The 12,659-nt window shown below is 71.0% G+C and carries 7 protein-coding genes and 1 pseudogene; 2 read left to right on the top strand and 6 right to left on the bottom strand.

Going from position 1 to position 12,659, the window contains the following annotated elements; genetic code table 11:
• The first annotated feature begins 21 nt into the window (after positions 1-21).
• Positions 22-1,872: a serine/threonine-protein kinase gene (locus tag ACFVY3_RS06285; protein WP_400159126.1), complete on the top strand. Its 1,851-nt coding sequence runs from the start codon at positions 22-24 to the stop codon at positions 1,870-1,872.
• A gap of 65 nt (positions 1,873-1,937) precedes the next feature.
• Here the strand turns inward: ACFVY3_RS06285 and ACFVY3_RS06290 are convergent, their stop codons facing one another.
• Positions 1,938-2,831 carry a TIGR01777 family oxidoreductase gene (locus tag ACFVY3_RS06290; RefSeq protein WP_400159127.1) on the bottom strand — a complete coding sequence of 298 codons (894 nt, stop codon included), beginning with the start codon at positions 2,829-2,831 and terminating at the stop codon, positions 1,938-1,940.
• A 74-nt stretch (positions 2,832-2,905) separates the two neighbouring features.
• Here ACFVY3_RS06290 and ACFVY3_RS06295 point away from each other — a divergent pair, with 74 nt between their 5' ends.
• A complete protein-coding gene (locus ACFVY3_RS06295) occupies positions 2,906-6,523 on the top strand; it encodes a S41 family peptidase (protein ID WP_400159128.1) in 3,618 nt (1,205 codons plus the stop codon).
• 121 nt (positions 6,524-6,644) lie between these two features.
• On the opposite strand, the gene ACFVY3_RS06300 is transcribed toward ACFVY3_RS06295, so the two are convergent.
• The 5 genes and pseudogenes from ACFVY3_RS06300 to ACFVY3_RS06320 form a co-directional block, all read right to left on the bottom strand.
• Positions 6,645-7,073, bottom strand: coding sequence for an OsmC family protein (locus tag ACFVY3_RS06300; RefSeq protein WP_400159129.1), 429 nt, complete (start codon positions 7,071-7,073; stop codon positions 6,645-6,647).
• Positions 7,074-7,142: 69 nt separating this feature from the next.
• Positions 7,143-7,400: pseudogene (locus tag ACFVY3_RS06305) on the bottom strand (hypothetical protein); the annotation flags it as partial.
• Between the two features lie 141 nt (positions 7,401-7,541).
• Positions 7,542-9,320, bottom strand: a complete 1,779-nt coding sequence (gene sucB, locus ACFVY3_RS06310) for a 2-oxoglutarate dehydrogenase, E2 component, dihydrolipoamide succinyltransferase (RefSeq protein ID WP_400159130.1) — start codon at positions 9,318-9,320, stop codon at positions 7,542-7,544.
• A gap of 126 nt (positions 9,321-9,446) precedes the next feature.
• Positions 9,447-10,832, bottom strand: a complete 1,386-nt coding sequence (gene lpdA, locus ACFVY3_RS06315) for a dihydrolipoyl dehydrogenase (RefSeq protein ID WP_400159131.1) — start codon at positions 10,830-10,832, stop codon at positions 9,447-9,449.
• 265 nt (positions 10,833-11,097) lie between these two features.
• Positions 11,098-12,624 (bottom strand): leucyl aminopeptidase, encoded by a 1,527-nt coding sequence (locus ACFVY3_RS06320; protein ID WP_400159132.1) that lies wholly within the window; start codon positions 12,622-12,624, stop codon positions 11,098-11,100.
• Between the last annotated feature and the right edge of the window lie 35 nt (positions 12,625-12,659).

Raw genomic sequence — 12,659 nt, forward strand, 5'->3', positions numbered from 1 at the left:
AAAAGCGCGTATCCATGGGCTATGGACGAATCTGCGCGCACTATTCACGGGGAGCCCGGGCGCCCCGACGTCGAGGGTTACCGGGTGGGCCGGATGCTGGGCCGCGGCAGCTCCGCCGTCGTCTGGCTCGCCACGGAGCAGGCCTCCGGCGGGAGCGTGGCGCTCAAGTGTTTCGACCGTGGCCCGTCCGGGGCCGGCGGTGTGACGGAGCCTGGTCCCGAGACGGAGGAGGCCGTCCGCCGGGAGGTGCGCATCCTCTCGGTGGTGGAGCACGCCCACCTGGTGGGGGTGCGGGACGTGGTGCGCTTCCGGGCGGGCGACGACGGCGGGACCGGGCTGGCGCTGGTGCTCGACTACGCGCCGGGCGGCTCGCTCGCGGAGCTGATCGCGGCGCGGGGCAGCCTGGGGGCGGGGGAGACCGTCACCATCCTCACTCCGGTGGCGCAGGCGTTGAGCTACCTGCACGGCAGGGGCTTCACCCACGGGGACGTCTCACCCGGGAACGTGCTCTTCACGGCGCACGGCAAGCCGCTGCTCTCGGACCTGGGCGTCGGGCGGATGATCGCCGACGCCGCCGATGCGCACCCGGCCGGGACCGGCGGCTTTCAAGACCCCACCCCTGTGGATCCCTTCCGTGCCGGGCTGCAGCCGGAGGCCGATGTCTACTCCGTCGCGGCGCTCGGCTGGTATTGCCTCACCGGTACCCCGCCACCGCCGGAGCCGCAGCGTGCCCCGCTGCCGTTGCTGGTGCCGGGCGTTCCGGCCGCCCTGACCGCTGCCCTGGAGTCGGGCCTGCGGCTCGACCGCCGGCTTCGCCCCTCCGCGTCCGACTTCGCGGCGGCCGTGTACCGCTCGGCGGCGGCGGCCCCGGTGGACCTGAGTGTCTCGGCCCACCCCACGGTTCTCCCGGAGCTCCTGACGCGTCGTTCCGGCCCGGCCACGCCCCGGGAACGGCGGGCGGCCCGGCGTTCCGCCGTGGTCCTGGCGCTGCTGCGCGGGACCGCTGCCGCGCGGGTCCGGCTCGGACGACGTGGTCGTGGGGATGGGGCACAGCACAGACCAGGAGGCCGTGATGAACCTGCGCGGCTCGGGACAGGAACCCGTATTGACCCGCCGCGGGTCGGTACCGGTGTCCCCGGGGAGCTGACGCGGCGGGCCCAGGTGCGGCCACGGCCGCGCCCGGCTTTACCCGCGGAGAAGAGCAGAGGGACAACGGGGCGGACCCGGCACCGGGCCGTGAGACGGCGGGGCGCACTTCGCCGGGCGGTCCTCATGGCTCTCGTGGCGGTGGCCGACGCGGCGGGACTGGTGTTCCTGCCGGCGCTGGGCGACCCGGAGGCAACTCTGCGGCAGGCGGTACAGGCGACGGCTCCCGCGGCTGCCACCGCAGACGCAGCACCCGACGGGAACCGGGATGGCATCCCGGCCGACCTGGTCCCCCTGCTCTCCGCCGCCCGGCCCGAGGATGCGGTGCAGGGCCTGGCCCGGCTGCGCGGCCTGGCACTGCGGACCGGAAACCAAGCCCTGCTGGCGCGGGTCACTGAGCCGGGGTCACCCGCCGCGGCGGCCGACGCCGACGTTGCCGCCCGGCTCGCGGCGGACGGGCACGTCCTCGACGGGTTCGAGCAGCGGCTGCTGGAGGTGCGGTCCCGGCCCCTTGGCAGCACGTGGACGGGCGGGGCCGGTGCCGTCCCGGACGATGGCGCGCTGGTTCAGCTGGCGGTAACGGTCGCGACTCCGGCCTATCGGGAGCTGGACCGGGACGGCACGACGGTGGCTGAGGCGGCGGCAGCCGGAGACCAGCGGCTGATCCTGATGCTGGCTGCCGTGGACGGGAAGTGGCGGATCCGGGAGATCCTGCCGGCCGTCTGAGCACGCCCCCGCGCCCGCCCGGAGTCGATGTCCGGTGAGGCCGGTGACGCTATCCCGCGGCCGAGCTACTGCCCGGCTGCCACCCAGGCGGCCGCCTCGCGCACGGTGGGATGCTGCCACTCGAATCCGGCGGCTGCCAGCGCGGCCGGCTCCATCCGCTGGCTCGCCAGCAACAGTTCGTTCGCCAGCCGGCCCAGCGCCAGCCGCAACACCGGCGCCGGTGCCGGCAGCAGGGCGGGACGGTGCAGGGCATCGGCCAGCGACCGGATCAACCCCGACACGTCGGAGGCCTCGGGGGCGCAGAGGTTGACCGGGCCCTCCAACGGGGCGGTCAGCAGGAACTCGAAGGCTCCGGCGACGTCGGGCAGCGTGACCCACGGCCAGTACTGCCGGCCGTTGCCCAGCGGGCCGCCCAGGCCCGCGCGCAGCAGCGGGAGCAGCTTGCCCAGGGCGCCGCCCTTGCGGCTGAGCACCACGCCGGTGCGCGGCGTGACCACCCGCACCCCGGCAGGCGCCTGGTGGGCGGCGGCCTCCCACTCGGTGCAGATGTCGGCGAGGACGCCGTGGCCGGCGGGGGCGTCCTCGCGCAGGACGGCTGATCCGGCGTCGCCGTAGAAACCGGAAGCTGACTGGCTCAGGAAGACCGGCGGCGGAGTGGCGGAGCGCCGCATCGCGGCCACCAGCGTGGAGGTGGGTTCCAGGCGGGAAGACTTCAGTTCGGCGACCCGCCGGCTGGTCCAGGGACGGTCGCCGATGCCGGCGCCGGAGAGATTGATGACGGCGTCCACGCCGCGGAGTGCGGAGTCCTCCAGCCGGCCGCTGGAGGGGTCCCACTCGATTTCCGCGGCCGTCGCGGCGGGCCGCCGGACCAGGCTGACGACGTCGTGGCCGCTGGTGCGCAGCCGGGTGGTGAGGGCAGTTCCGATCAGCCCGGAGGCGCCGGCGACAAGGATTCTCATGGTTCATCTCACCATGCCCGGCGCGGCAGGGAAACCTCCCCGGGGTGCGGCGCGCCGTTGACTATGATCGAACGATGACCTCTTCGAGTTACCTCCGTTTCCCGCACCTGCACGGCGATCTGGTCACCTTCGTGGCCGAGGACGACGTCTGGGTGGCCCCGCTCGAGGGCGGCCGCGCTTGGCGTGTTTCCTCGCTGCAGTTGCCGGCCCGCAACCCGCGGTTCAGCCCCGACGGCCGGCGCCTGGTGTGGACCGTGGTGCAGGGAACGGCGCCCGAGGTGGTGACGGCCGACGTCGACGGCGGCGGCTACCGCCAGCTGAGCTACTTCGGCCATAGCTCCACCCGGGTCAAGGGCTTCACGCCCGAGGGCAACGTCGTCGTCACCAGCGCCTTCCGCCAGGGCGACAGCCGCCTTACCCACGCCTACAGCCTGCCCCTGGAGGGCGGCTCCGCCGAGGAACTCCCGTACGGTCCGGTCGAGTCTCTGGCCTACGGCACCGTCGTTGGCGACGAGCGTCCCCTCGTGCTCGCCAGCGTGCTGTCCCGCGAACCGGCCTGGTGGAAGCGCTACCGCGGCGGCACAGCCGGCAAGCTCTGGATCGACGCCGACGGCAACGGCGAATTTGAACGCCTGGTCCCGGACCTCGACGGCAACCTCACCGACCCGCTCTGGGTCGGCGGCCGCATCGCGTTCCTCTCCGACCACGAGGGCTACGGCAACCTCTACTCGGTGCTCCCGGACGGTTCGGACCTGCGCCGCCACACCGACCACGAGGACTTCTACGTCCGGCACGCCGCCACCGACGGCGAGCGGGTCATCTTCGAGTCCGCCGGCGAGCTCTGGCTCCTCAGCAGCCTCGACGCGGACGCCGTCAAACTGAACATCACCCTCGGCTCCGCCGCGCAGGGCCGCCGCTCCACGCCGCTGAAGGTCGCCCGCCACCTCGGCGAGGTCATCCCGGACCGCACCGGCGACTCCAGCGCCGTCGAGTCCCACGGCACGCTGCACTGGCTGCGGCACAAGGATGGTCCCTCCCGCATCCTCGAGGCCACGCCGGGGGTCCGGGCGCGGCTGCCCCGCCCCTTCGGCGAGGGAAAGATCGCGTACATCGCGGACCACGACGGCGTAGAGGCGCTCTACCTGCGCCCGATCGCCGCGCCGCTGTCTGGAGGCAGAGCAGGAAGCCGCGCGGTCGGCCATAGAGGGGCGGCAGCGCCCACGGCACCGGCCGCCGTACCCGCCACCCCGAACCACTCCGACGAGGACGCTTCCCCGGCGCTGCCCCGCCCCGTCTCGGCCGCCGCGCTCACCCGTGCCGGGTCCGACGCCGCGGGCCGCGACGCTGCAGAACAGGTCCAGGCGGCAGCGCCGCAGGCCGACGACGCCAACGCCGCCACCGCGGACGCGGCCGGCGGCACCGCCGGGGCCGAAACCGCCGCCGAGGCCCGGACGGGTTCGTCCGCCGGCTCCACCCGCATCGATTTCCCCCGCCCCAGCCGCCCCAGCGCCCTGGAAGCAAGCCCGGACGGCAACTGGCTGGCCGTGGGAACCTCCTTCGGCGACATCTACCTCGCGGATACCCGCACCGGCGAGCTGACCCTGCTCACCAGCATCGGAGAAGGCACCATCGAGGGCTTCACCTGGTCCCCGGACTCCGCCTGGCTGGGCTGGGCCGAACCGGTCACCTCCTTCGGCGCCCGCACCCGGCTGCGCCTCGCGCCGGTGCCGGGCTCCGCCGAAAAGAACGGTGCAGGAAAAGACAGCGCCCAGGCGATCATCGATGTCACCGACGGCCGTTTCCGGGACGACTCCCCGGTCTTCACCCCCGACGGCAAGTACCTGGCCTTCCTCTCCAACCGCAGCTTCGACCCGGTCTACGACGGGCACTCCTTCGACCTGTCCTTCCCGAGCCCGATCAAGCCGTACCTGGTGGCCCTCGCCGCGGAGACGCCGTCGCCGTTCGGCCCCAGCGTCGCCCTGGCCGAGGCCGTGGCCGCGGAGGCCTCCGGCACGACGGGCGGCACGGCCGCCAAGCCGACCGACGCCGACAGTGCGGACACCGTCCCCGCGGTCACCGTCGACCCGGAGGGCCTGGCGCACCGCGTCATCAGCGTTCCCGTGCCGCAGGGCAACTACTCCCACCTCAGCGCCGCCGCCGGAGCGCTGCTCTGGCTGGACCACGAACTGGCCGGCGTGACCGGCGACGGCCGCGCCAGCCTCGAAGACAAGAACGCGGCCCCCAGCCTGGTCCGCTTCGACCTGGCCAAGCGCCGCTGCACCACCATCGTCGAGGCCCTCGACAGCTACCGGCTCACCGGCGACGGCGAGAAGGTGGTCCTGATCCAGGACAAGCAGGTCCGCGTCAGCCCGGCCCGTACCAAGGCCGACGAGGAATCCGGCCAGCTGGTCAAGGTGGACCTGAACCGGATCCGGGTGCGCCTGGACCCGGTCAGCGTCTGGGGCCAGGCCTTCGACGAGTCCTGGCGGCTGCAGCGCGACTTCTTCTGGACCGAGGACATGGCCGGCCAGGACTGGAACTCCGTCCACGCCCGGTACCGCCCGATCGTGGACCGCCTCGGCTCCCACGACGACCTCGTGGACCTGCTCTGGGAGATGAACGGCGAGCTCGGCACCTCCCACGCCTACGTCCGGCCCGCACTGGTCACGGAGAACGGCAGCAACGGACAGGGCCGGCTCGGCGCCGACTTCGCCGCCACCGCCGAGGGCTGGGAGATCACCCGGATCCTCGCCGGGGAGTCCTCCGACCCGCTGGCCACCTCGCCGCTGACCCGGCCCGGCGTCGACGCCCGCCCGGGTGACGTCCTGCTGGCCATCGACGGGATCGAACTCAGCCCTGAACTCTCGCCCTCGATGCAGCTGGCCGGCGCCGCCGGACGCGCCGTCGAACTGACGCTGCGCAACGGCCCCCGCCACGGCGAACGCGCCGGGGAGCAGCGCCGCGTCGCCGTCGTCCCGGTCAAGGACGAGGAGCGGCTGCGCTACCAGGAATGGGTGGCCGGCAACCGGCGCACGGTCCGCGAGGCCTCGCAGGGGACCTTCGGCTACCTGCACATCCCGGACATGATGGCCAACGGCTGGGCGCAGCTGCACCGCGACCTGGATACCGAGACCGCCCTGGACGGCCTGATCGTGGACGTCCGGCGCAACCGCGGCGGCCACACCTCCCAGCTCGTGGCCGAGCTGATCGGCCGCAAGGTCACCGGCTGGAGCATGCCCCGCGGCGAACGCCCCCGGACCTACCCGCACCACGCCCCGCGCGGGCCGGTGATCATCCTCGCCGACGAGTTCGCCGGGTCCGACGGCGACATCATCACCCAGGTCTCCAAGCTCCGCGGCATCGGCCCGGTCATCGGCACCCGGACCTGGGGCGGCGTCGTCGGCATCGACAACCGGTTCTCGCTGGCCGACGGCACCGGCGTCACCCAGCCGCGCTACGCCAACTGGTTCGCCGGGGGAGTCGGCTGGGGCGTCGAGAACTACGGCGTGGACCCGGACATCGAGGTGACCTTCCCGCCGCACGCGTACGCCGCCGGCAGCGACCCGCAGCTCGAATACGGCATCGGTGCGCTCAAGGAAATGATCCAGGAACTGCCCACGGACCGGCCGCCGCTGCGCGAGGGCTACCGTAACGTCCGCCCGGCCCCGCTGCCGCCCCGCCGGCAGGGCTAGCGCAGGCAGGCTAACGCGGGCTGCCCCGGGCCTCAGAGGCGGCCGGCAGCCCGCGCGCACGGCAAAGGCCCCCGCCCACCGGGAAACCGGAGGGCGGGGGCCTTTATGTCGGCGCTTCAGGCTAGGCGGCCAGGGTGGCGTCCAGGGTGATGGTGATCCCGGACAGCGCGGCGGAGACGGGGCAGCCGGTCTTGGCTTCCTCGGCGATGCGCTGGAAGTCCTCCTCGGACAGGCCCGGGACCTTGGCGTTCAGGGTCAGGTGGCTGCCGGTGATGCCGGTGCCCGGCTCGAACGTGACATCGGCCTTGGTGTTGACCTCGTCCGGGGTGTGGCCGGCCTGCGCGAGGGCGTGGCTGAAGGCCATCGAGAAGCAGGCGGAGTGCGCGGCGGCGATCAGTTCCTCGGGGCTGGTCTTGCCTTCGGCGGACTCGGCGCGGGCCTTCCAGGTGACATCGAAGGTGCCGAGCCCGGAGCTGTCCAGGCTGGTGTTCCCTGCCCCGGTCATCAGGTCGCCGTTCCATACAGTGTGTGCGGTGCGTGTCGTTGCCATATCCACTCCTCAGCGTCGTTGATCCAGGAGTCCGGCGTCCGGACCCTGCCGCTCTCCATCCTAGGGTTAACGACGGCGGCCGATGAAGGCCAGGACCGCGACCACGAGCGCCACGACGAACTTGATGCCCAGCTTGGCGTAGTTGACGTCCATGTCCAGGGCCGGGATCAGGCCCATCATGGCGATGCCCGTGATCAGCTGAAGCACGGCGCCGTCGAACTGGCGCGGGTGGACCGTGGGCTTCTTCATCTGGCCGATCCAGATGCCGACGATCATGGTGGCGCCGATGATGTGGAGGAAGACCAGGATGTCGAACAAAATTTTCATGGCTTCAGTCTAACCAGAGAATTCTACGGTCCGTAGTAAGACGGCGACGGCGGCGCGGTCCGCCGGTGGGTTTCCCGCCGTGGTCCGCACCGCCGTCGCCGTTGGTGCCTCAAAGCCCCCGGGACCGGGGACCGCCTGCCGCTAGAGGCCCAGGTCGGCCTCGAAGGCGCCTTCCTCGAGGCGTGCCTTCAGCGTCTGCAGGAAGCGTCCCGCATCTGCGCCGTCCACCAGGCGGTGGTCGTAGGTCAGCGAGAGGTACATCATCGAGCGGATCGCGATCGAGTCGTCGCCGTTCTCGTCCGAGACCACCACGGCGCGCTTGACGATCGCGCCGGTGCCCAGGATAGCGACCTGAGGCTGGTTGATGATCGGGGTGTCGAAGAGGGCGCCCACGGAACCGATGTTGGTGATGCTGAAGGTTCCACCGGAGAGCTCATCCGGGCCGATCTTGCCGTTGCGGGTGCGGTCGGCGACGTCGGCGATCTTGCCGGAGAGGCCGGCGAGGTTCAGGTTGCCGGCATCGGAGATGACCGGAACCAGCAGGCCCTTGTCGGTGTCCACCGCGATCGCCAGGTGCTCGGCGTTGTGGTAGGTGATCTCCTGCTTGTCCTCGTCGTAGGAGGCGTTCAGCTTCGGGTGCTGCTTCAGGGCCTCGGCGACGGCCTTGGCGATGAAGGGCAGGAAGGTCAGCTTGGAGCCGTTCTGCGCCTGGAACGAGTTCTTGGCGCGGGCACGCAGCTTGGCGACCTTGGTCATGTCGACCTCGTGCACCTGGGTCAGCTGGGTGGAGACGTCCAGGGATTCGCGCATGCGGCGGGCGATGACCTGGCGGATGCGCGGAGCCTTCTGGACGGTGCCACGCAGCGAGGAAGCCTCGGCGGTGGGGGCCGCGGACGGGGTCTTTGCGGCAGTCGGGGCGGCGGCGGCCGGCGCGGCCTTCGCCTCGGCGGCGGCCAGGACGTCCTGCTTGCGGATACGTCCGCCGACGCCGGTGCCGGTCAGCAAGGAGATCTCGACGCCGTGCTGGTTGGCCAGCTTGCGGACCAGGGGAGTGACGTAGCCGGACTCGCTCGAGGAGGCGGCGGGCGACTCCTGCTTGGCGGGGGCGGCGGGAGCCGGGGCGGCGGCCGGGGCGGCAGCCTTCGGGGCCTCCTGCTTCGGAGCTTCCTGCTTCGGTGCCTCGGGAGCGGGAGCCGGGGCGGCGGCGGGAGCCGGAGCTTCCTGCTTCGGTGCCTCCTGCTTCGGTGCCTCCTGCTTCGGTGCCTCGGGAGCCGGAGCGGCGGCAGGGGCAGCGGCGCCGGAGCCGATGACGGCCAGGACGGAGCCGACCTCGGCGGTCTCGTCCTCGGCGACGCGGATTTCCTGCAGGGTGCCGGCAACGGGGGAGGGGATCTCGGTGTCGACCTTGTCGGTGGAAACCTCGAGCAGCGGCTCGTCGACCTCGACCGAGTCGCCGACGCTCTTGAGCCAGCGGGTGACGGTGCCTTCCGTGACGCTCTCGCCCAGGGCCGGGAGGGTGACCTCGTGGCCTTCGCCGGCGGGGGCGGCAGCCGGGGCCTCGGCAGCGGCCGGGGTCTCGTCTTCAGGGGCCGGAGCCTCGGTACCGGACGGGGTCTCGGCGGGGGCTTCCTCGGCAGGGGCGGCTTCCGCGGGAGCGGCCGGGGCGGCGTCAGCGGAGCCGGAACCGTCGCCGATGCGCACCAGCGGGGCGCCGACCTCGGCGGTCTCGTCTTCGGCCACGAGGATTTCCTCGATCACGCCGGCGATCGGAGAGGGGATCTCGGTGTCTACTTTGTCGGTGGAGACTTCGAGCAGGGGCTCGTCCACCTCTACCCGGTCACCTACCTGCTTGAGCCAGCGGGTGACGGTTCCTTCGGTGACGCTCTCACCGAGGGCGGGCAAGTTAACGGATTCAGACATGTCGTCCCCGTTCTCCTTATTGATCTTTAGTGCGGATGATTGCTGCCTGGTTCGAGCTTAGTGCACCCGGTTTTTCGGGCCGGGTGCACTAAGCGCGGTGGTCTTGCGGTGCTGCGGTGGGGGCTGTTAGCCGTGCAGCGGCTTGCCGGCGAGGGCCAGGTGGGCCTCGCCCAGGGCCTCGTTCTGGGTCGGGTGGGCGTGCACCAGCTGGGCCACGTCCTCCGGGTAGGCTTCCCAGTTCACGATCAGCTGCGCCTCGCCGATCTGCTCGCCCATGCGGGAGCCGATCATGTGGACGCCGACGACGGGGCCGTCCTTCTGGCGGACCAGCTTGACCAGGCCGGAGGTGCCCAGGATGGAGCTCTTGCCGTTGCCGGCCAGGTTGTATTCCTGGGTCTCGATCTGGTCATCGCCGAACTTGGCCTTGGCAGCCTTCTCGGTGTAGCCGACGGTCGCGATCTCCGGCTCGGAGTAGGTGACCTTGGGGATGTTGACGTCTTCGACGACGACCGGCTTGAGGCCGGCGATTTCCTCGGCGACGAAGATGCCCTGCTGGTAACCGCGGTGGGCCAGCTGGACGCCGGGGACGATGTCGCCGACGGCGTAGATGTTGCCGACACCGGTGTGCAGGCGCTCGTTGGTGATGACGAAGCCGCGGTCGATGGTCAGGCCGGCCTCTTCGTAGCCGAGGTTGGCGGTGACCGGGCCGCGGCCGACGGCCACGAGCATGAGGTCGGCTTCAAAAGTCTTGCCGTCCACCAGGGTGACCTTGACGCCGTCGTTGTTCTGCTCGACGCCCTGGAAGAAGGTGCCGGTGGAGAACTTGATGCCGCGCTTCTTGAAGGCGCGCTCGAAGTTCTTGACGATCGTGGCGTCCTCGTTCGGGACGAGGGAGGGCAGGCCCTCGATGATGGTGACGTCGACGCCGAAGGACTTCCAGACCGAGGCGAACTCGACGCCGATGACGCCGCCGCCGAGGATGATGGCGCTCTTCGGGATGAAGTCCATGGTCAGCGCCTCGTCCGAGGTGATGACCTTGCCGCCGATCTCGAGGCCCGGCAGGGTGCGGGAGTAGGAGCCGGTGGCCAGGACGATGTTCTTGCCCCTGTACGCGGTGCCGTTGACCACGACGGTGTCGGTGCCCTGGAGCTTGCCTTCGCCCTCGATGACCGTGATGGCCTTCTTGGACTTGATCAGGCCCTGGAGGCCCTTGTACTTGCCGGCGATGATGCCGTCCTTGTACGAGTTGACCGTGGAGATGTCGATGCTGTCCAGGCTCACGTTGACGCCGTACTTGGCGGAGTCACGGGCGTGGTCGGCCAGTTCGGCGGAGTGCAGCAGGGCCTTGGTGGGGATGCAGCCGTTGTGCAGGCAGGTGCCGCCGAGCTTGCCCTTTTCGATGAGGCCGACGGTGAGGCCGAGCTGGACGGCGCGGAGGGCGGTGGCGTAGCCGCCGCTGCCGCCGCCGAGTACCAGGATGTCGAATTCTTGCGCAGTTGCCTGATCGGCCACTAAAACGCTCCCTCGCGTGAACGATGACGCGAGAGTACGCATCATCTGGTCTTGGAATCTGTCTGCCGTGATTATGCCAGCAGGCGGCTTCCCTTTCGTGTGGAATTGCTTCCATGAAGCTGAATGCTTTGAAACTACGGTTCACCTTAGCGAACCACTAATCCATGCTCCACCTTGCCGTGGCGTTTGTGGAGCGCTTGTGTCCAGTCTCACGCGGGCCTGTGGCCGGGGTATCAGCCCCGTCCACAGGCCCGCGGAAGAGGGCTTACTTGGCGGCGAGGACGTCCTCGACGTAGGCCACCAGGGTGCGGACGGTGCAGCCGGTGCCCTGCTTGTGGTTGTAGCCGTAGGGGCTGCCGTTGTTGAAGGACGGGCCGGCGATGTCGATGTGGGCCCAGGGGATCTGTTCCCCGTCCTTGCCCTTGCCGACGAATTCCTTCAGGAACACGGCGGCGGTCATCATGCCGCCGTGGCGTTCGCCGATGTTGGCGATGTCCGCCACCTGCGAATCCAGGCTGGGGCGCAGTTCCTCGGGCAGCGGCATCGGCCAGACCAGCTCGCCGGCGCGGTCCGCGGCGGCCTTCAGGGCGCCGGTGACGGACTCGGAGCCCATGACGCCGGCGGTGCGGTTGCCCAGGGCGATCAGCTGCGCGCCGGTGAGGGTGGCGACGTCGATGATCACGTCCGGGTGCTCCTCGCTGGCCGCGACGATGCCGTCGGCCATGACCAGGCGGCCCTCGGCGTCGGTGTTCAGCACCTCGACGGTCTTGCCGCCGAAGATGGTGAGGACGTCGGCGGGGCGCTGGGCCGCACCGGAGGGCATGTTCTCGGCGATGCAGAGCCAGGCGGTGGCCTTGACCGGCAGGCCCATCTCGGCCAGGGCCAGGACGGTGTTAAGGACGACGGCGGCGCCCGCCATGTCCGACTTCATCTCACCCATGCCCAGGTGCGGCTTGAGCGAGATGCCGCCGGTGTCGAAGGTGATGCCCTTGCCCACCAGGGCAACCTTGGCGGTGGCCTTGGCCGGCGCGTACTCGACCTTGACCAGGCGCGGCTGGCGGGTGGAACCCTTGCCGACACCCAGGATGCCGCCGAAGCCGTCCTTTTCGAGGCGCTTCTCGTCCCAGACGGTCACCTTGACCGGCAGGCCCTTGGCCAGGTCCTTGGCGGCCTCGGCGAAGGTCTCCGGGTAGAGGTGGCTCGGCGGCTGGTTGACCAGGGTGCGGGTGGCGTTGACGGCCTTGCCGATCAGCGCGGCGCGGTCCAGGGCCGGCTGCAGAAGGCCCTTGGTAGCGGCAAGGTCGGTGAGAATGCGCACGTTGCGGACCGGATCCTTGAGCCCGTCTTTGGAGGAGCGGTGTTCGGTGTAGGCGTAGGCACCCATGGCCGCACCCTCGGCGATCGCGGCGACGGCGGCGGGGTCCGGGGCGGGCAGGGCCAGGGTCACGGTGCCCAGGCCGGCCAGCTGCCGGACGGCCGAGCCGGCGGCGCGGCGCAGGGCCTCCTCGCCCAGGGCGGTGCCGGGCGTGACCTTGCCGACGCCGGCGAGGACCAGGACCGGGGCTCCGGCCTCGGGCAGGCCGGGCAGGCGGTGTGCCTGGTCGGCGGCACCGGTGACGCCGAGGGCGGCCAGCGAGTCGGCGAGGGCCTCGGCGGCCTTGGCGGTCAACGGGTTCTCCAGCAGGACGGGGCCGTCGGTGCCCTGTCCGACGCCCACGACGAGGGCATCGGAGGGGGACTTCTTCACGTCTCCGGCGACGGCGCTCAGTTTGACTTCGGTATTCTTGACCACCAGGACAGTCCTCAATTCTCTGTGCTTCGTAAGCA

It is taken from the genome of Arthrobacter sp. BPSS-3 (genome assembly GCF_044628475.1).
Classification (GTDB): domain Bacteria; phylum Actinomycetota; class Actinomycetes; order Actinomycetales; family Micrococcaceae; genus Arthrobacter.